Source organism: Microbispora sp. H10836 (genome assembly GCF_012999525.1).
Taxonomy (GTDB): domain Bacteria; phylum Actinomycetota; class Actinomycetes; order Streptosporangiales; family Streptosporangiaceae; genus Microbispora.
On record NZ_JABBWU010000024.1, the window covers coordinates 1 to 18,429 of the forward strand.

At 72.9% G+C, this 18,429-nt stretch carries 14 protein-coding genes; 3 read left to right on the top strand and 11 right to left on the bottom strand.

Going from position 1 to position 18,429, the window contains the following annotated elements:
* Positions 1–648: 648 nt before the first annotated feature.
* Entirely contained in the window at positions 649–1,041 is a 393-nt protein-coding gene (locus HHX30_RS33110; protein ID WP_169987080.1) for a hypothetical protein, read from the top strand.
* Positions 1,042–1,058: 17 nt separating this feature from the next.
* On the opposite strand, the gene HHX30_RS33115 is transcribed toward HHX30_RS33110, so the two are convergent.
* On the bottom strand, positions 1,059–2,654 hold the full coding sequence (locus tag HHX30_RS33115; RefSeq protein ID WP_169987081.1) for an ABC transporter substrate-binding protein: 1,596 nt from the start codon (positions 2,652–2,654) through the stop codon (positions 1,059–1,061).
* A gap of 174 nt (positions 2,655–2,828) precedes the next feature.
* Here HHX30_RS33115 and HHX30_RS33120 point away from each other — a divergent pair, with 174 nt between their 5' ends.
* Positions 2,829–4,841: a nitrate- and nitrite sensing domain-containing protein gene (locus HHX30_RS33120; RefSeq protein ID WP_169987083.1), complete on the top strand. Its 2,013-nt coding sequence runs from the start codon at positions 2,829–2,831 to the stop codon at positions 4,839–4,841.
* A complete protein-coding gene (locus HHX30_RS33125) occupies positions 4,838–5,209 on the top strand; it encodes a DUF742 domain-containing protein (protein ID WP_310742132.1) in 372 nt (123 codons plus the stop codon). Before HHX30_RS33120 ends, HHX30_RS33125 begins: the two co-directional genes overlap by 4 nt.
* Positions 5,210–5,215: 6 nt before the next feature.
* Here HHX30_RS33125 and HHX30_RS33130 read toward each other — a convergent pair whose 3' ends face one another.
* The 10 genes from HHX30_RS33130 to HHX30_RS33175 are packed head-to-tail and all read right to left on the bottom strand — an operon-like array spanning position 5,216 to position 18,316.
* Positions 5,216–6,925 carry a hydantoinase B/oxoprolinase family protein gene (locus tag HHX30_RS33130; RefSeq protein WP_169987084.1) on the bottom strand — a complete coding sequence of 570 codons (1,710 nt, stop codon included), beginning with the start codon at positions 6,923–6,925 and terminating at the stop codon, positions 5,216–5,218.
* On the bottom strand, positions 6,922–8,940 hold the full coding sequence (locus tag HHX30_RS33135) for a hydantoinase/oxoprolinase family protein (protein WP_169987086.1): 2,019 nt from the start codon (positions 8,938–8,940) through the stop codon (positions 6,922–6,924). The genes HHX30_RS33130 and HHX30_RS33135 overlap by 4 nt, the downstream gene beginning before the upstream one ends.
* Before the next feature lie 43 nt (positions 8,941–8,983).
* Positions 8,984–10,450, bottom strand: a complete 1,467-nt coding sequence (locus HHX30_RS33140; RefSeq protein ID WP_169987087.1) for a helix-turn-helix domain-containing protein — start codon at positions 10,448–10,450, stop codon at positions 8,984–8,986.
* Entirely contained in the window at positions 10,434–11,390 is a 957-nt protein-coding gene (locus HHX30_RS33145) for an ABC transporter ATP-binding protein (RefSeq protein WP_169987089.1), read from the bottom strand. The genes HHX30_RS33140 and HHX30_RS33145 overlap by 17 nt, the downstream gene beginning before the upstream one ends.
* Positions 11,387–12,184: an ABC transporter ATP-binding protein gene (locus tag HHX30_RS33150; protein WP_169987091.1), complete on the bottom strand. Its 798-nt coding sequence runs from the start codon at positions 12,182–12,184 to the stop codon at positions 11,387–11,389. The genes HHX30_RS33145 and HHX30_RS33150 overlap by 4 nt, the downstream gene beginning before the upstream one ends.
* A complete protein-coding gene (locus HHX30_RS33155; RefSeq protein WP_169987092.1) occupies positions 12,181–13,038 on the bottom strand; it encodes an ABC transporter permease in 858 nt (285 codons plus the stop codon). Before HHX30_RS33155 ends, HHX30_RS33150 begins: the two co-directional genes overlap by 4 nt.
* Positions 13,035–14,051 carry an ABC transporter permease gene (locus HHX30_RS33160; protein WP_169987094.1) on the bottom strand — a complete coding sequence of 339 codons (1,017 nt, stop codon included), beginning with the start codon at positions 14,049–14,051 and terminating at the stop codon, positions 13,035–13,037. Before HHX30_RS33160 ends, HHX30_RS33155 begins: the two co-directional genes overlap by 4 nt.
* 4 nt (positions 14,052–14,055) lie before the next feature.
* Positions 14,056–15,687, bottom strand: a complete 1,632-nt coding sequence (locus HHX30_RS33165; protein WP_169987096.1) for an ABC transporter substrate-binding protein — start codon at positions 15,685–15,687, stop codon at positions 14,056–14,058.
* Positions 15,688–15,704: 17 nt separating this feature from the next.
* On the bottom strand, positions 15,705–17,252 hold the full coding sequence (locus tag HHX30_RS33170; protein WP_169987097.1) for a hydantoinase/oxoprolinase N-terminal domain-containing protein: 1,548 nt from the start codon (positions 17,250–17,252) through the stop codon (positions 15,705–15,707).
* Positions 17,249–18,316: a DUF917 domain-containing protein gene (locus HHX30_RS33175; protein ID WP_169987099.1), complete on the bottom strand. Its 1,068-nt coding sequence runs from the start codon at positions 18,314–18,316 to the stop codon at positions 17,249–17,251. The genes HHX30_RS33170 and HHX30_RS33175 overlap by 4 nt, the downstream gene beginning before the upstream one ends.
* Positions 18,317–18,429: the final 113 nt, after the last annotated feature.

The window sequence follows — 18,429 nt, forward strand, 5'->3', positions numbered from 1 at the left end:
AATTCGACCACCCCGTTTCCGGGGCAACCCCTCTAACTTACCCGAACCCCCAGCCCGGCGCAAAACCACCGACCCAGACAACCCGGAAAGAGAGAAGGACACCGGCGACCAGCCCGCGCACAGCCAACACAACCACCGAAGTGATCGAAGAGGAGTGCGCCGAACCGCGCCGACACCACAAGATTACCAGGGTCCGGCACTGCCATGACCCGGTTCGACTACAACGCCCCCATCGCCGGCGCTATTCCCGGCGACGCCGGCCTGGGCGGCGCGGCGTCGCCTGTTGCGACACACCGACCGGTCGTGAGTGTTCCCGCAGGTCACAGCCGGGAGCGCCCTCCACGTCCGGGGTGCGGCAAAACGTACGAGCGGGCAGGGACAACCAGATCCGGCTCTCAAGCATCTACTTAGCGCCGCGGCGATCACGTCGGCATGGCACGGACTATCGGGGAGGCACGAGGTGAGGGACGAACGCCGTGAGCGGCTGTCGTCCCCGTGCCGCGCGACGGCTCTGACAGGCCGTCGTCTTCCCACGCAACCGAACGTCAAGCCACTCGCAATCGCCCCGCGCTACGAACATGATGCGGAAGTCCCCGTACGGCGCCAACCCGGCCGCCCGGACTTCCGTCGCTGGAGGTGGCCATCATCATGCGGTCGGAGTTCGACGACATCCGTGCCCACATCACCGCCGAGCCGCCGCGCCCGGGCGACCTGCTCGAGCTCGCGCACTCCCTGCTCGACGACCTGGAGCTGTTGCGTACGCGCGAGGCGATCCTGCGCTCGCACTACCTCGCGTTGCTGACCGCCGCTCGCGCCTCCATGGCCGCGGACGCCGCCGGCCATCCGGCGCCGCTCACCTTCCTCCAGCACGAGCTGGCCGAGCACGGGCAGCTTCCCGACGGTGAGCAGGCGCAGCGGATTCTGTCGGACGCCACGGCGGCGCAGGCCATGTTGACCAACCTCGACGAGCCCACGCCCCGGCGGCCCCGCACCGCGCGCGGCCCTCACTGTGGCGGGGTCAGCCGCAGGCTGCGGGGCTGACCCCCGCGGCCTGCGGCTCAGCCGCCGGGGATGAGCTCGTGCACGAAGACGACGTTGGGGTAGGCCGGGTTGTCGGTGAACCCCTGGACGTTGCCCAGATAGGCCCGTTGATAGGTCAGCACCCACGGCACGGCCACCACCGCCTTCTCCTCGATGAGGCTGCGCTGGAGGTCGGCGTACGCCGTCTCGGCGGCGGAGCGATCGTTCGTCCCCAGTGACGGCAGTCGGTCGATCTTGGCGTCGATGTCTTTGTTCTTGAGGTAGGTGAGGTTGAAGGACACCGGCTCGGCGCTGTGGAAGACGTTGAGGAACCACGAATAGGCGTCGGCGTAGTCGGGGTACCAGTACATGACGAAGATGTCCTGGCGCTTGGCCGGGTCCGCGGCCTTGCCCCGGTCCCACTGGTCGTTCCACGGCATGGCCTTGGCGTCGAGCTGGACGTTCAGCTCTGCGAGCGTGCGCTTGAGCCTGCGCACCAGCAGTTCCTCGTCGTCGTCCCCCTCCGCGTAGGTCAGCGTCAGGCGCAGCGGGTCGCCGCCCGGGCCGTACCCCGCCTCGGTGAGCAGCGCGGTGGCCCCGGCGAGGTCCTGCTTCTGGGTCAGGCCGGGAGCGTGACCGAGCAGGCCCTCGGGCACCAGGCCCGAGGCGGGCGCCGCCGCCCCCTTCAGCCCGGAGATCAGACCGTCGTAGTCGATGGCCTTCTGCACCGCCTTGCGCAGCCGTATGTCGGCGAGTGGTCCGGAGGCGGTGTTGAACAGCACGAGCAGGTTCTGGAACGACGGCACCTGCAGGGTCCGCACGCCCGCGGTCGCCCGGGCCCGGTGGAACAGATCGGGGTTCAGCCGCTGCACGTAGCTCGCCTCGCCGCGCAGCAGCAGCCGGTACGCCCGGTCGGGGTCGGGGGTGACGCGGAACTCGATGTTCCGGTAGTGCGGACCCTCCCAGCCGCCCCAGTAGCGGTCGAAGGCGCGCAGCACCAGTTCCTTCTCGCGCCCCTTCTTCCAGCTCGCCACCGTGTACGGCCCCGAGCCGGCGTCCCGGCCGGCCTGGAACCACTTCTTGAGGTCGCCCGAGCCCGCCGCCTGCGTGTCGTAGATGAACGCCGCGTAGTCGGCGGAGGCGATCAGGTCGAGCGGAGCGGCGTACTTGAGCCGGAACTCCACGGTCAGCGGGTCCTTGACCGTGATCTGCTGCACGGGGTCCCAGATGTAGGCCGCGCCGGCGCCCATCCGCTTGGTGCGCTCGATGGACGCCTTCACCGCGGCGGCGTCCAGCGGCCGTCCGGTGTGGAAGACCACGCCGCCGCGCAGGGTGAACGTCCAGACCTTGCCGTCGGACGACGTCTGCCAGCGCTCGGCCAGGCGGGGCGCCGCGCGCCGCGTCCTGGGGTTGTACTTCGTCAGCGAGTCGTAGATGTTCTCCATCGCGACGACCTCGTTGGAATACGAGCTCGCCGGGTCCCAGTCGGTGACGATGTCGAGATGGTGCAGGTAGACGAAGGTGGAGTCCTTCGCCGACGGCAGGTTCGCGGCCGAGATCTCTCCGGCCTCACCGCCGCCGCAACCTGCCAGGGCCAGCACGGCCAGCACTCCCAGCACGAGGAAACGGCGCATGCGTGCGGGTCCTTTCCGTGTCTCCCATGATCGACGCTACTGCAAGATCACGATTGGACACGATATCTCCCGATAATTGATCACAGGGCCCTCATCCGGCTCGCCTCACTGCTAGTCTCTTGCTCTGTCTCAAAAAGGTCTTACGTGAGGCTTGTTCCTCACTGGCGAGGTGCCATGAGTCCGCGTAGGCGCGACCGGCCGATCCGGTCCCGGCTCATCGGCCTGCTCCTCGTCCCTCTCTTCTCCCTGGTCGTCCTTTGGGTGGTCACCGCCGGCGTCACCATCGGCGAGAGCCTGAGCCTGCGTACGTACAACACCCTGTGGTCCACACTGCGGCGGCCCGCCGACTCCCTGATCGTCGAGCTGCAGGCTGAGCGCCTGGCCACGGCCCGATACCTCGCCGCGCGCCAGAAGAACAGCCGCGACGCCATGGTCCTGCAGCGCCAGCGGACCGACAAGACCAGGGAGAAGGTCCGCACGCTGGCCCTGTCCGACTCGTCCCGGTCGGCCACCACCGCCGCGATGCGCACACAGGTCGACGAGATGCTGGCGGGGCTCAGCCGGATCGACGAGATCCGTGCGGAGATCGACGAGGGGCTGTCGGAGCGTCTGCGCGTCATCGAGACCTACAACCTGGTCAGCGACTCGATTTACCGGATGCACTACAGCCTGGCCCTGATCGACGACATCCCGATCTACCAGCAGTCGCGTGTGGTGATCTCGCTCGGGTACGCCAAGGAGCTACTGACCCGGGAGCAGGCGCTGGCGGCGGCCACGGGGGCGTCCGGCGGCCTCACCGACGAGGAGCGCAAGCTGTTCACCCAGCTCGTGGGCAACCGCCGGTTCCTCATCGACCAGGGACTGCCCGAGCTGGACGCGGGCCTGCGGCAGCTCCACGTCAACCTGATCACCACCCCGCTCTACCAGCGGCTGCGGCTCCAGGAGGAGCAGATCATCGCGGCGCCCACGATCTCCGCGCGTACGCAGCGGGTGTGGCAGTCGACCTCCGACGACCTGGCCGACTCGTTCCAGAAGGCGCAGACCGAGGCGGCGGCCCTGCTCGCCCAGCGCGCCGCGCCGATCGCCGACTCGATCCTGCGCCGGGCCGTGCTGGTCGGGGGCTTCGGTCTTCTGGCGGTCCTCGCCTCGATCCTGATCTCGCTGCGGGTCGGCGGACGCCTCGCCCGTGAGCTGGCCGATCTGCGGCAGGCCGCGCTCGACCTGGCCAACACGCGGCTGCCGGGAATGCTGGTCAAGCTCAAGCGGGGCGACGACGTGGACGTGGCCACCGAAGCGCCCCCGATCCAGACGGCGGGCGGGACCGCCGAGATCCAGGACGTGGGGCGGGCCTTCTCGACCGTGCAGAAGACCGCGGTGGAGGCCGCCATCGGGCAGGCCCGCCTGCAGCGGGGTGTCAGCCAGGTCTTCCTCAACCTGGCGCGGCGCAGCCAGACACTCCTGCATCGGCAGCGGACCCAGCTGCACGGCATGCAGCGCCACACGACCGACCCGGACATGCTGGAGGAGCTGTTCCGGCTCGATCACCTGACGACCCGCATGCGCCGCCACGCCGAGGGCCTGATCATCCTGTCCGGCAACGCCCCCGGCCGCGCCTGGCGCAAACCCGTCCCGATGTACGACGTCGTACGCGGGGCCGCGGCCGAGGTGGAGGACTACGCCCGGGTGAACGTGCTGCCCATGGAGGACCACGGGATCGACGGCGCCGCGGTGGCCGACGTCATCCACCTCATCGCCGAACTGATCGAGAACGCCACCATCTTCTCGCCGCCGCACACGTCCGTGTCGGTACGCGGCGAACTCGTCGGCACGGGCTTCGCGGTCGAGATCGAGGACCGCGGGCTCGGCATGACCAAGGAGCGGCTCGCCGAACTGAACGAGCGTCTGGCCGCTCCGCCGGAGTTCGACATCGCGGACACCGAGCGCATGGGACTGTTCGTCGTCGCGCGCCTGGCCGCGCGGCGGGACATCCGCGTGACCCTGCGGTCCTCGGCCTACGGAGGAACGACCGCCATCGTGCTGCTCCCATCCGCGCTCATGGTCGGCCCCAAGGATCCCGACCTCGCCCGTCTCGCCGCGGGAGAGGTCACCCCGGAGGACATCATCCTCGCCTCGCTGAAACGGGGGCCGCAGGACAACGAGAACACCGGCGAGGAGGACGAAACGTGACGGAGCGCATGCAGGACCAGTGGCTGGACGAGGAGGCCGGGCCGATCGTGCCGGCCTACGCCCTGACCCGCGGACGCGTGCGGCCCTCCAGCCGGGAGATCGACCTCGTCGCGATCGTCACCGCGGTCGGCGGGCCCACGCCGGTGAGCCTCGGTCCCGAGCAGTGGATGATCCTCAGCCTGTGCGCACGCCCGGCGTCGCTGGTCGACATCGCCGCGGCCATCGACCTGCCCCTCGGCGTCGTACGGGTGCTGGTGGGCGACCTCCACGAGCAGGGTCTCGTGAAGGTGCGCCCGCCCGCCAACGTCGCGCGCTTCCCCGCCGAGAAGCTCCTCGGCGAGGTGATCAGCGGCCTGCAGGCCCTGTGAGCGCCCTCACAGCGCGTGGGGATAGTGCCGCCGGGCGTGCTCGCCGGTGATGTAGCCCTCCCGCAGGTCCGCGCGCACGGCCTCGGGGTCGCGCTCACCGGGCGGGCCGTACCCGCCGCCGGAGCCGGTGCGCAGGTGCACGACCGCGCCCTTGGGCAGGAAGATCCGCGTCTTCAGCGAGAAGTCCTCGACGCGCCCGTCGGGATACTCCACGGTGAGCCGGTTGGGCCGGCCGGGCAGGCCGCCCTCCAGGCCCCAGGGCGCCAGCGCGGTCCTGGCCAGGCCCGATGTGAGGTACTGGTCCTCCAGCACGCGGAAGGACAGGTCGAGTCCCAGGCCGCCGCGGTGACGGCCCGGGCCGCCGGAGTCCTCGGCCAGGGCGAGCCGCTCGATCCGCCAGGGGTTGCGCGCCTCCCACACCTCGGCGGGCGTGAAGCGGGTGGCCGACTCCGAGATGTACATGAGCGCGCTCGCGCCGTCGGCCGACCGTGAGGCGCCCTGGCCCACCGGGTGCGGCGCGCCGTCCGCCCACGGCTCGCCGGTCGCCTCGCGGTTGCCCCACCACACCAGTGCGTTGATGTCACCGCCGCTGGCGGCCGGCACCGATCCCGGCACGGCCTCGGCCAGCGCCCTGATGATCAGTTCGATGGCGTGGTCGGAGGGGATGCCGTACATGAAGCAGGGCGCGGGCCGTACGGGGTGGAAGAGCGAGCCGAGCCGGGTGACCAGCTCCAGCGGCCGGAAGTGGCCCTCGTTGGGCTGCTCGCCCGCACCCGCGAGGAAGGCCACCGCGATCCTGACGGCCGCCACGGTGGACGGGAGCGGGCAGTTGACCGGCCCGCCGACCTGGTCGGGGCAGTCGGTCAGGTCGACGGTCACCGACGAGCCGTCCACGGCGACCTCCACGCCGAACGGGATCGGCGTGCCGTTCACCCCGTCGGAGTCGATGACGCTGGACGCCCGGTAGACCCCGTCGGGCAGGCGCTCGAACCAGTCGCGCACCAGCGCCTCGCCGTGGGCGTACATCCGGGCGACGCAGCGGCGGAAGGTGTCCAGGCCGTGCCGCCGCACCAGCGCGCCGAGGGCCTCGGCGCCGGTCCGCGCCCCGGCCACCATGGCGTTGATGTCCCCGATGACCATCTCCGGCATCCGGCTGTTGGCCAGGATCATCCGGTAGACGTCGCTGACCAGCCGCCCGGCGTCGTACAGCTTGACGCCGGGGAAGATCGTCCCCTCCTGGTGGACGTCGATCGTGTCGGTGCAGTAGGGGTCCTTGCCGCCGATGTCGAGCCAGTGGGCCTTGATCGCCGAGTAGGCGACGAGCACGTCCTCGTGGAAGATCGGCACCACCATCGCCGCGTCCTGGGGGTGGGAGCCCGTGCCGTACGGGTCGTTGTAGAGGATGACGTCGCCGGGGCTGAGCGCGGCGGGACCGCCGACGCCCTCGACGGCCTCCCGCACGCAGAAGCCGAGCGTGCCCATGAACGCCGGCAGTGTCGGCGCCTGCGCCAGCATGCACATGTCGGCGTCGTAGAAGGCGACGGCGAAGTCCAGCGCCTCGTAAATGATCGGCGAGAACGCGGTGCGGATCAGCGACTGCTTCATCTGGTCGGCCGCGGCGCTGAGCCCCTGCCGGATGATCTCGGTGGTCACCGGGTCCGCGCCGTCGCCCAGCCCCGGATGCACCTCGGTGTAGCGGGTGCGGACGATGGTCATGGCCGGTCCTTCCGTGTGATCAGGAGGCAGCCGCTCTCGTGCGCCTCCACCGCGAAGCCGGCGTCCACGTAGGCGGTCGCGGTCGGCTCCACAACCAGCAGCGGGCCCTCGGCCACGCCGGTCAGGTCCTCCCGGCGTACGACCGGGGCATCGGTCCAGGCGCCCCGGCGGAACGACCACAGCCGCGTCGTCCCCGCCTCGTCCTCGCCCTCGCCTGCGGACGGGGCCGGCACCAGGGGGCGCTCGTCGTCGAGCACGACCCGGCTGGTCGCCCGTACGGTGACGATCTCCAGCGGGTCGGGCAGGGTGTGGCCGAAGGCCCGGTGGTAGGCCTCGGAGAAGCGGGCGGACACGGCGGTCAGGTCGTCCTCGCCGAGCCGCACGGGGATCGTCAGCGTGTGCTCCTGTCCCCGGTGGCGCAGGTCGAGGTCCACCTCGCGTACGGCTCCGGGCCGCGCGAGCCGTTCGAACAGCGATCGCGCCACGTCGTCGACCGCCGGCAGCGCCGCGTCGTCCAGGGGGCGCACCATCGTGCGGGCGGCCGAGCGTACGACGTCGGTCTGCACCAGGCCGACGGCGGAGAAGTTGCCCGCGTTGGGCGGCACCACCACGGTGTCCACGTCGAGCTCGTCGGCGAGCAGGCAGCCGAACACGGGACCGGCGCCGCCGAAGGCGACGACGGCCGCCCCGCGCGGGTCGACGCCCCGCTCGACCGTCACGCCGCGCACGGCCTGGGCCATGTGCGCGGCGGCGATCCTGACGACGCCCATCGCGACGGCGTCCACGCCGTCGATGCCGGTCGGGGCGGCCAGCGGCGCCAGCGCACGGGCCGCCTCATCGGCCGACAGCTCGATGCCGCCGGAGATGCGCCCGCGGGGGATCATGCCCAGGTGCAGGGCGGCGTCGGTCACCGTGGGCTCGGTCCCGCCCCGCCCGTAGCAGGCGGGCCCGGGATCGGCGCCCGCGCTGCGCGGGCCGACCCGCAGCAGGCCGCCCGCGTCGGCGTACGCGACCGAGCCGCCGCCCGCGCCCACCGACCGCACGTCCACCCACGGGCTCTGCAGCGGCAGGCCGACGACCTCGCCCTGGTACAGCAGCGGGAGCCGCCCGTCCTCGATGAGCGCGGTGTCGAAGCTGGTGCCGCCCACGTCGGCGGCGACGGCCGTGCCGAGCCCCAGGGAGTGGCCGAGGGAGGCGGCCAGGCGCGCGGTGGCGGCGGCCCCGGCCACCGGGCCGGACAGGATCGTCTCGAACGGCCGGGCCGCGGCCTCCGTCAGCGCCAGCGCGCCGCCGCCCGACCGGGTCACGAGCAGCTCGCCCGCGAACCCTCTGGCCCGCAGCTCGCGGTCGAGGTTGTGCAGGTAGGGACCCATGCGGTGACGGACGAAGGCGTCCACGACCGTGGTGCAGGTGCGCTCGTACTCCCGGTACTCCCCCGAGACCTCGTGCGACAGCGAGACCGGCCCGGCGAACCCGGCCCGCCTGAGCAGCTCGGCCACCCGCGCCTCGTGCCCGGGGTTGGCGTAGGAGTTCACCAGCACGACCGCGACGGCGTCCACGCCCTCGGCCGCGAACGTCTCGGCGGCCCGCCGCACGTCCTCCGGCTCCAGGTTACGTACGACCGAGCCGTCGGCGGCCACCCGTTCGGCCACCTCCAGGCGCAGCCGCCGGGGCACGAGCGGCGGCGGCGGGGTCCAGGACAGGTCGTAGGGGTCGTCGCGGTCACCCCGGCGGATCTCCAGCACGTCGCGGAACCCGGCCGTGGTGATCAGGCCGACGGTCGCGCCGCGTCTTTCGAGCAGCGCGTTGAGGCCGACGGTGGTGCCGTGCGCGAAGTGGCGGCAGCGGGCGAGCAGGTCGCGTGGCACGGCCGCGTCGACCGCCGCGAGGACCCCGCGCTCCGGTGCGGCCGGCGTGGTGGGCTGTTTGGCGACCCTGATCTCGCCGGTCGCGGCGTCGTGCAGGACGAGGTCGGTGAAAGTGCCTCCGACGTCCACTCCGATGACCGTTGTCATGCCAGGCAACGTAGATGTGGCCGCGCGCGGCGTCGATGTGCCCTCACAACGACGAGAGCGGCGTTGTTGTGCCCGGGAGACAGTCGTGGCCGAGCACCACGTGGCAGGCGAGCTGGAGCGCGAAGCGGGTCTGCGGGTCGGACAGGTCGGCGTCGAGGGCCTCGGCGATACGCCTGATCCGGTGGGCCACCGCGTTGGGATGCAGGCTGAGCAGCTCGGCCGCCCGGGTCCGGGAGCCCCAGCAGTCCAGGTACGCCTTGAGGGTGGGCACGGCGTGCGCGCTGAGGGCCCCGAGGCGGTCCAGCGGGGCGAGCATGTCGCGGGCGGCGACCAGCGCGCTCTCGCTGCCGCTCAGCTCCGCGAGGATCGCCTGGACGCCGAGCCGGTCGAACCTGACGACCTGCCCGGCCGCGGCGCGGGCGGCGGCGGCGCGGGCCTGCGAGGCCGTACGGCGCAGCCCGTCGGGGCCCTCCTGGCAGGTGCCCACGCCCACGGCCATGCCCGTGATCGGGGCGTCCGGGCCGCCCGGTGCCGTCGGCTCGTCGGTGGTGAGCACGACGAGCACGCCGTCCTGCCATCGGGTGACCAGCGGCGCCGCGGACAGGCCGGCCGCCCCGCCGGGGCCCTGCGGGCGCGGCAGGATCGTGGCGGCCGTCCTGCGTATCTCGCGCAGCACGGGATCGGCCGCCCCGGCGCTCCCGGAACCCCGGACGGCGTCGGGAGCCGGATCCGCGGCGGGGTCGCGCAGGAAGACCGCGACGTGCCAGCCGTCCACGGGCACGCCCTCGTGGCGGGCGCGGCGGGCGGCGGCCCGGGTGTCCTTGGCGCCGAGCAGGGCCAGCAGCGCGCGTTCGCGGGCCGCCTCCGCCTCCCGCGCGGCCGCCCGCACCCGGCCGAGCGTGGTCGCGACGACCTGGGCGACGATCGCCGCCGCCGGGTCCTCGCCGTCCCAGCACACGTAGCCGTCCGGCCGCCCGCCGACCCGGATCACGGTCGCGTTGGCCGCCGGGTCGGCCAGGTCGGCGACCGCGTACGCGACCCCGACGGAGGCGGACGCCGCGCGCAGGATGTCGTCCTCGCCCGCGCCCTCCATCGCGCCGAGCCCGTCGATCGCCTCCCTCGTACGGCGCAGCAGCAGCCCGGGGTCGGCGCGTACGGCCGCGCTGAGGCCGAGCACGGCGTCCGACAGCGAGTGGTCGGAGGCGCCGGCGAGCAGGGCGACCCCCTCCCGCCTGGCCAGCTCCACGATCTCGGGCGTCGTGCCGGCCGGGCCGGGCAGCACGAGCCCGGCCAGGCGGCCGCGCCCGGCCAGGCGCAGCGCGTCGAGCACGTCGCACGACCGCATGGCGTGGCGGGACAGGATCGCCAGCGCGCCGGGGGCGGCCGAGGCCAGCTCGCGCATCTCGTCGACGAGGACGACGCTGTCGACCTCGCGGGCGTCCCACGGGCCGGCGATGAGCGTCAGCCTGCGACCGGCGGGCGTCCTGAGCAGGTCACTGACGCGGCGCATCGCGATCCTCACGGGACACGTGGCCCAGCACCTCCTCCGCGCGGTGGCACGCCACCCCGCGCCCCTCGACCTCGCGCGCCCGCGGCGCCTCGTCCCGGCAGCGGTCCACGGCGAGGGGGCAGCGCAGCCGGAACGGGCAGCCGGACGTGGCCGGCGCCGCCTCGGTCCGCCCGGTCGGGCGCGGGGGCTCGCCGCCCAGGCGTGGCACCGCGTCGCGCAGCGCCCGGGTGTAGGGATGGGCCGGCCGGGTGAGCAGTTCCCGGGTCGGGCCCGACTCGACGACCCGCCCGGCGAACAGCACCGACGACGTACGGCACAGCCGCCCGACGACGCCGAGGTTGTGCGTGATGAGCAGGTAGCCGAGCCCGTGTTCGGCGGCCAGCCGCTCCAGCAGGTCGAGGATCCTGGCCTGCACGGTGACGTCGAGCGCGCTTGTGGGCTCGTCGAGCACCAGCAGCCGCGGCTCCACGGCCAGCGCGCGGGCGACGGCCACCCGCTGCCGCTGGCCGCCGGACATCTCGTGAGGCCTGCGGGCGGCGAGCGCGGGGTCGAGCCCCACGTCGGCAAGGAGCGCGTCCACCCGGTCCCGCCGCTCGGCCCTCGACATGCGGTGGTGGGTGGTCAGCGCCTCGGTGATCGACGCTCCGGCCGTCATGCGGGGGTCGAGCGCCTCGCTGCCGTCCTGGAAGACCGGCTGCACGGCCCGGCGGAACTCCGCCCGGCCCGTCCTGCCGAGTCCGGCGAGGTCGCGCGAGCCGTACCGGACGACGCCGGAGCGCGGGCGCACGAGGCCGAGCAGGGCGCGGGCGAGCGTCGTCTTGCCCGAGCCGCTCTCCCCGATCAGGCCCACCCCGCCCTCGTCGACGGTGAGGCTCACGTCGTGGACCACGGCCGTCGTACCGTAGGCGAGGGTGACCTTCTCGGCGGCGAGCAGCGTCATAGGTCCTCCCCGGCTTCGGGTAGTGCGGGCCCGGCTTCCGGTAGTGCGGGCACTGCGGCGATCAGCTCACGGGTGTAGGGGTCGCGCGGCCGGGCGAACACCTCGGCGGCGGGCCCGCTCTCCACCACGGCCCCCTCGCGCATCACCACGACCCGGTCGGCGATCGTGGAGACCAGCGCGAGGTCGTGGGAGACCAGGAGCACGGCGAGCCCGCGCTCGTCGCGCAGCCGGCGCAGCACCGCGACCACCTCGGCCTGCACGGTCACGTCGAGCGCGCTGGTCGGCTCGTCGGCCAGCACGACCTGCGCGCCGAGCGCGAGAGCCAGCGCGATGGCGAACCGCTGGGCCTGGCCGCCGGACACCTGGTGGGGGTGGCGGCGCAGGATCTCCGGGTCGAGCAGCACCGCGCGCACCGCCTCCTCGGCCCGCTCGCGCGCGTCCGCGCCCTTGACGCCGTGGCGGGCGAGCGCGCGGCGCATGAGCGTGCCCAGGCGCATGGTGGGGTTGAGCGCGGCCTGCGGGCTCTGCATGACCAGGGCCGCCCGCGAGCCGCGGATCTCACGCAGCCGGGCGTGGCTCGCCGTGAGCACGTCCACGTCGCCGACGGTGATCCGGCCGGAGACGTCCGCGCCCTGGGTGAGGCCGAGGGTGGCGAGCAGGGTCGTGGTCTTGCCCGACCCGCTCTCCCCGACGATCGCCACGCACTCCCCGGCGCAGACGTCGAGCTCGGGGACCGACGCGATCACCCGGTCGCCGATCCTGACGGCCAGGTCCCTGACGCTCAGCAGGGTCATCGCGCCAGCCTCGCCCTCAGCCCCTCGCCGAGCACGTTGAACGCGAACGCGGTGACCAGGATGGCGAGGCCGGGGAAGGTCACCACCCACCAGTCGGTGGTGAACAGCGTCTGCCCCTGCTGGACCATCAGGCCCCACTCCGGCGTCGGCTCGTGGGCGCCGAGCCCCAGATACGACAGCGCGGCGGCGGTGAGGATGACCCCGCCGCCGTCCAGCGACAACTGGACCAGCACCGGCGTGAGCGAGTTCGGCAGCACGTGCCGCAGCACGATGAGCGGGGCGGGCACGCCGAGGCAGCGCGCGGAGTCGACGAAGCCCCGGGTGGCCACGGACGCGGCGACCGACGCCGTGAGCCGGGCGTACCACGGCCACCAGGTGACCGCGATCGCCACGATCACGGTGGTCACGCTGGGCTGCAGCACCACGGCGAGCGCCAGCGACAGCAGCAGCGCGGGGAAGGCGAGGAAGACGTCGGTCACCCGCATGATGACGTCGCGGGCCCAGCCTCCGGCGTACCCGGCGACGACGCCGAGCACGACACCGGCCACTCCGGAGACGGCCAGCACCGCGACGGCGATCAGCAGCGAGGTGCGGGCGCCGAACAGGACCCGGCTGAGCACGTCGCGGCCGACCTGGTCGGTGCCGAACCAGTGGGCGCCGCTCGGCGGCAGCAACGCCTCCAGGGGATGCGTGGCCGAGCCGCCGTCCTCCGGATAGGGGGCGATCCACGGCGCGAGCAGCGCCGCCAGCACGACGACCGCCAGCAGCACGGCCCCCGCCACCGCGAGGCGGTCCACGCCCGCCAGGCGCCGCAGGGGCGTACGGCGGAGCGCGGGCAGGGCCGGTGTGGTCATCGGGCCCTCACCCTCGGGTCGACCACGCCCTGGAGGAGGTCCACGGCGAGGTTGGCCACGACGTACAGCACGGCGACCAGCAGCGTCACCCCGGCGATGGCGGGCGTGTCGAGCGAGCGGATCGAGTCGGCGGCGTACCGCCCGAGGCCCGGCCAGTTGAACACGGCCTCCACGAGGAAGCCGTTCACGATCGAGTACGCGAAGACGAGCGCGATCAGCGACAGGACCGGGTTCAGCGCGGGCCGCAGGGCGAACCGGGTGAGCACCGCGGTCTCGCCGAAGCCGAGCGCGCGCTCCAGCCGGGCGTGGTCGCGCGACGACTCCTCGATGAGGGCGGCCCTGGTCATCTGGGCCACGACCCCGGCCGGGTACGCCGCGATCACCAGCGCGGGCAGCACCAGATGCGACAGCGTGCTCGTGAGGATCGGCCAGTTGCCGGTGATCAATGCGTCCACGGCGGTGATGTTGGTGTAGAGGTGCAGGGGGCTGGTCCGGTCGAGCGACGCGTCGTACTCCCCGGCGACGGGGAACCAGCCGAGCCCGCTGGCGAAGACCGTCTGCAGGGCCAGCGCCAGCCAGAACACCGGCACCGACACGGCCAGCATCGACGACAGCCGCACCGACAGGTCGGGCAGGCGGCCCTTGTAGCGCGCGGCGGCGATCCCCAGCGGGATGCCCGCGACCAGCGCGATGATCAGCGCGGCGCCCACGAGTTCCAGTGAGGCCGGGAACGCCTGGAAGAGGTCGTCGCGCACCGGCTGCCGGGTGTGCAGGCTGGTCCCCCAGTCGCCGCCCAGCAGGTCGCGCACGTAGTTCCACAGCTGGACCGGCAGCGGGTCGTCCAGGCCGAACCGCCGCCTGGCCTCGGCCAGCTCGGCCGCCGTCGCCTTCGGCCCGGCGTACGCCACGGCCGGGTCGCCGGGCACCAGGCGCATGACGGCGAAGGTGAGGACGATCACGCCGGCCACGACCAGGACGGCCTGGCCGAGCCGGCGGATCAGGTACCCCGGCATGGTGTCAGGCGCCGGGCTTCAGGTCGTAGACGAAGACCACGTTGGGGTAGGCCGGGTTGTCCACGTAACCCTGGACCGTCTTGGCGAAGGCCCGCTGGTAGTTCTGCACGTACGGCACCGCCACCGCGGCCTTCTCGCTGATGATCGTGTTCTGCAGGCCGGCGTACGCCTTCTCCGCACCGGCCTGGTCGGTCGCGGTCAGCGCGGGCAGCTCGTCGATCTGCTTGTCGACGGCCTCGTCCTTCAGGTAGGAGAGGTTGAACTGCACGTCCTTCTCGCCGTGGAAGACGTTGACGAACCACGAGTAGGCGTCGGCGTAGTCGGGGAACCAGTACATGACGAAGATGTCCTGCCGCTTGGACGGGTCCTTCGCCTTGCCCTGGTCCCACTGCGTGCTCCACTGCAGCGGCTTGGCCGACAGCTTGACGCCGAGCTTGTCGAGCGCCGAGGAGAGCAGCGTGACCAGCAGTTCCTGGTCGGCGTCGCCCTGGGCGTAGGTCAGCGTCAGTTCGAGCCGCTTGCCGCCGGGGCCGTAGCCGGCCTCCTTGAGCAGCGCCTCGGCGCCGGCGAGGTCCTGCTTGGGGGTCATGCCGGGGGTGGCGCCGAGCAGGCCCTCGGGGACCAGCCCGCTGGCCGCCACGCCCGAGCCCTTCAGCGCCGCCACGAGGCCGTCGTAGTCGATGGCCTTCTGCACGGCCTGGCGCAGCTTCACGTCCTTGAGCGGGCCGTCGGCGGTGTTGAGCAGCACGAGCAGGTTCTGGAACGACGGCGTCTGCGAGGTCTGCACCGTGTCCGTGCCGCCCGCCTGGCCGAACAGCTGTGCGTTGAGCCGCTGGACGAACGTCACCTCGCCGCGCTGCAGGAGCTGCCAGGCGGTGGTCAGCTCGGGCGTGACCCGGAAGGCGACCTTCTTGTAGTGCGGGCCGTTCCAGCCGCCCCAGTAGCCGTCGAACGCCGTGAGCGTGAGCTCGGTCTCCTTGCCCTTCTGCCAGCTCTCGATGGTGTACGGCCCGGAGCCCGCGTCGTGTCCCTCGCCGAACCACTTCTTCAAGTCGCCCGAGGCGGCCGTGGTGTCGTAGATGTACGACGCGTAACCGGCCGAGGAGATCAGGTCGAGCGGGGCGGGGTACTTGAGCGTGAACTCCAGCGTCGTGGCGTCCTTGGCCTCGATCTTGTCGACCGCGCCCCAGATGTAGGCCGCTCCCTGGCCCTCCTTCATCGTGCGCTCGATCGCGGCCTTGGCCGCGGCGGCGTCCACCGGCTTGCCGGTGTGGAACTTCGCGCCCTCGCGCAGCGTGAACGTCCACTTCTTGCCGTCGGGCGAGGAGGTCCACGAGGAGGCCAGCCGGGGCTCGGTCTTCTTCGTCTGCGGGTTGTAGCGGGTCAGCGACTCGTAGATGTTCTGCATCGCGATGATCTCGTTGGAATACGAGCTCGCGGGGTCCCAGTCGGTGACGACGTCCAGGTTGGGGACGTACACGAACGTGCTGTCGGCCGCGCCTCCGGCCGGAGCCGTCGTCGAGCCCGGCTGAGGGGAGTCTTCCGCGCCGCGGACCTTCCCGCCCGCGCAGGCCGCGGCGGTGAGGGTCACGGCGGCCACGGCTCCCGCGGCGAGAAGACGCTTGTGCCAGCGCATGTGAGGGGGTTCCTTTCCTATCCGGCCTGCCGGGCGAGGGGGCCGGCGGCCTTGACGTGCAGGCGCACAGCGGGCTCAGGAAGGTAGCTGAGAGGGATCTCGCTGAGCTCGACGATCTGGACGGATGCGGGGTCGGCCCCGGCGGCGACGGCCCGCGCGGCCGCCTCCTCCTTGGCGTTGTCGATCAATGTAGCCCTGGAGCTCCCACCTCCAGAAGCGGAAACGATCGTTTCGAACCTGCCGCCGGCGAGCGCGATGGCCGCGCCCACCGCGTTCGCGACCTCCGCGTGCGCCGGGCGGATCACCTCACACACCCCGGGCACCTCCGCGGCCAGCAGGAACGCGCCGCCGCCGACCGCCACGAGCGGCCGGTCCACCCTGCCGAGCGTCACCCGGTCCACCGCGTCCGCCACCGCCTCGTCCGCTCGCCGTACGGCCCGGGCCAGCCGTTCGCGCCACTCCCCGGGCACCGGGTGGATGCCGACGTCTCCCCGCCCGGCCGCCACGGCGGCGTCGGTCATCGTGGGGGTGGAGCCGCCGAAGACGAGCGCCTCCGTGCCGATCCGGTAGCCGACCGAGCGCGGCTCGGCCCCGACGATCGTGCCGCCGCCGAGCGCGATGGACAGGATGTCGGGCATCCGGAAGTTGGTCGCGACCCCGCCGATCTCGACCGCCGCGGCCGACTCCCGGGGGAAGCCGCCCGCGAGCACGCCGAGGTCGGTGGAGGTGCCGCCGACGTCCGCCACGATCGCGTCCGTCACCCCCGACAGGTACGCCGCGCCGCGCAGCGAGTTGGCCGGCCCGGAGCCGATGGTCAGCACCGGGTAGCGGGCCGCGTAGTCGACGGCCATCAGCGTGCCGTCGTTCTGCGCGAAGTACGTCTCGACATCCAGGCCCCTCGCCGCCAGGGCCTCGCGCAGCGCGGCGGTGACGTCGCGCGCCACGCCGTACAACGCGGCGTTGAGGACGGTCGCGTTCTCGCGTTCGAGCAGGCCGAGCGAGCCGATCTCGTGGCTGAGGCTCACCGGCACGTCGCCGATCTCCGCGCGGATGACCTCGGCGACCCGGTTCTCCTGGTCGGCGCTCGCCGGGCTGAAGACGCCGGTGACGGCGATCGCGTCGGCGGGCGTGGCGGCCACGAACCTCCTGACCGCGTCCACGTCGAGAGGCGCGATCTCGCGGCCGTCGACGAAGTATCCGCCGCGGACGATGGCGGTGCCCGCCGCCACGGTGTCACGCAGGTCGTCCGGCCACTCGCTCAGCGGCGGCACCGACGTGGTCGCCGGGGCGCCGAGGCGCAGCACGGCGACCCGGCCGAGCGCGCGCCGCTCCAGAATGGCGTTGGTCGCGTGGGTGGTGCCCAGCATGACCCGCTTCACGCGCTTTTCCAGGCCCGGCTCGGGCAGCTCGGCGAGGACCGCGTCGAGCGCCGCGCGCAGGCCCTCGGTCACGTCCGGGCTGGTGGGCCGCTTGGCGGCGGCCAGCACCCGGTCGTCGTCGTCCAGGACCACCGCGTCGGTGTTGGTGCCGCCCACGTCGATGCCGACCCGCAACGCAAGGCTCATGCGATCTTCTCCACGGGCCGGTAGTCCATGTCGTAGCCGAAGGCGCGCGGGCCCGCCGTCTCCAGGCCCTTCCGCGTACGCCACAAGGGGTCGCAGGGCCAGGCCAGCACGGTCACCCGCTGGCCGTACCGCAGCCCCTCGGTCTGGATCGCCGTGGCCGTCTGCGTGTCGACCACCGTGATCAGGTCGGGCACCATGGCCCGGACCCGGCCGTCCTCGACGGCGACGAGGTTCTCGTTCTGGATCTCCAGCCGCAGCGTCCTGCCCCGGTCGCCGCCGGTGCCCTCGATCGTCGCCGTGCCCCGGGCGAAGCCGCCGGTGGTCCTCCGCTCCAGGTCGGCCAGCTTGCCGGTGATCAGCCGTACCGCGCCGAGCTCGGCGGTCAGGGCGGCGAGGGGGTCCGCGGCGCCCTCGGTCGCCCGCCCGACCGCGATCGCCCGGCTCACCGTGCCCTCGATCACCGCGCCCGCGCACTCCCGCGCGGTCAGCACGTAGTCGGCCATCAGGGCGCTCGACCCCGCGGCCACGCAGACCGCGCGGGCGATCTGCTCCGACCACAGGCCGTCGACCGGCCGGATCGTCACCACGTTGCCGACGACGTCGGCCATGACGACGAGGTTGGCGGGGATTCCGGCCACGTACATCGAGACCATCTGGACCTCGGGGAAGGCCCGGCCCATCGCGTCCGCGTCGAGCAGCGGCAGCCCGAGCCGGGCCGCCCAGGCCACGGGAGCCACGCCGTTGCCGCCGCCGATCTCCGAGGACATCACCGCGGCGGGCGGCCGGCCCAAGATCCGCTCGATCTCCTCGGCGATCCTGACCGGCTCGTCCGTGCCGTGGACCATCTCGTTGCTGACCGTCGGGGCGCCGATTCCCGACAGCGGCAGCACGAGGGCGTCGCCGGGCAACTCGTCCAGGGCGACGAGCGGCACGTCGCCGTGCTCGCGGATCGCGCGCCGCGCGGCGATGGCTCCGGGGCGGACGTCGCCCCCGCCACCGGTGCCGAGCACGGCGCAGCCGCGGGCCAGGGCGGAGACGTCCTCCAGCGTGATGCGGGCCTGCATGCGGGGAGCCTTCACCACCGGACGGCCGCCCCTCAATGTCGCCCTGCGACAGTAATCGCCTATTTGTTGTGGCGCCGCGACAAACCGTCAGCTTTGTCGCGGCACCGCGACGG

Excerpts from the sequence above, each read along its gene's own strand:
- HHX30_RS33110 (WP_169987080.1), top strand. The coding sequence starts at position 649 with ATGCGGTCGGAGTTCGACGACATCCGTGCCCACATCACCGCCGAGCCG.
- HHX30_RS33115 (WP_169987081.1), bottom strand. The coding sequence starts at position 2,654 with ATGCGCCGTTTCCTCGTGCTGGGAGTGCTGGCCGTGCTGGCCCTGGCA.
- HHX30_RS33120 (WP_169987083.1), top strand. The coding sequence starts at position 2,829 with ATGAGTCCGCGTAGGCGCGACCGGCCGATCCGGTCCCGGCTCATCGGC.
- HHX30_RS33130 (WP_169987084.1), bottom strand. The coding sequence starts at position 6,925 with ATGACCATCGTCCGCACCCGCTACACCGAGGTGCATCCGGGGCTGGGC.
- HHX30_RS33135 (WP_169987086.1), bottom strand. The coding sequence starts at position 8,940 with ATGACAACGGTCATCGGAGTGGACGTCGGAGGCACTTTCACCGACCTC.
- HHX30_RS33140 (WP_169987087.1), bottom strand. The coding sequence starts at position 10,450 with ATGCGCCGCGTCAGTGACCTGCTCAGGACGCCCGCCGGTCGCAGGCTG.
- HHX30_RS33145 (WP_169987089.1), bottom strand. The coding sequence starts at position 11,390 with ATGACGCTGCTCGCCGCCGAGAAGGTCACCCTCGCCTACGGTACGACG.
- HHX30_RS33150 (WP_169987091.1), bottom strand. The coding sequence starts at position 12,184 with ATGACCCTGCTGAGCGTCAGGGACCTGGCCGTCAGGATCGGCGACCGG.
- HHX30_RS33155 (WP_169987092.1), bottom strand. The coding sequence starts at position 13,038 with ATGACCACACCGGCCCTGCCCGCGCTCCGCCGTACGCCCCTGCGGCGC.
- HHX30_RS33160 (WP_169987094.1), bottom strand. The coding sequence starts at position 14,051 with ATGCCGGGGTACCTGATCCGCCGGCTCGGCCAGGCCGTCCTGGTCGTG.
- HHX30_RS33165 (WP_169987096.1), bottom strand. The coding sequence starts at position 15,687 with ATGCGCTGGCACAAGCGTCTTCTCGCCGCGGGAGCCGTGGCCGCCGTG.
- HHX30_RS33170 (WP_169987097.1), bottom strand. The coding sequence starts at position 17,252 with ATGAGCCTTGCGTTGCGGGTCGGCATCGACGTGGGCGGCACCAACACC.
- HHX30_RS33175 (WP_169987099.1), bottom strand. The coding sequence starts at position 18,316 with ATGCAGGCCCGCATCACGCTGGAGGACGTCTCCGCCCTGGCCCGCGGC.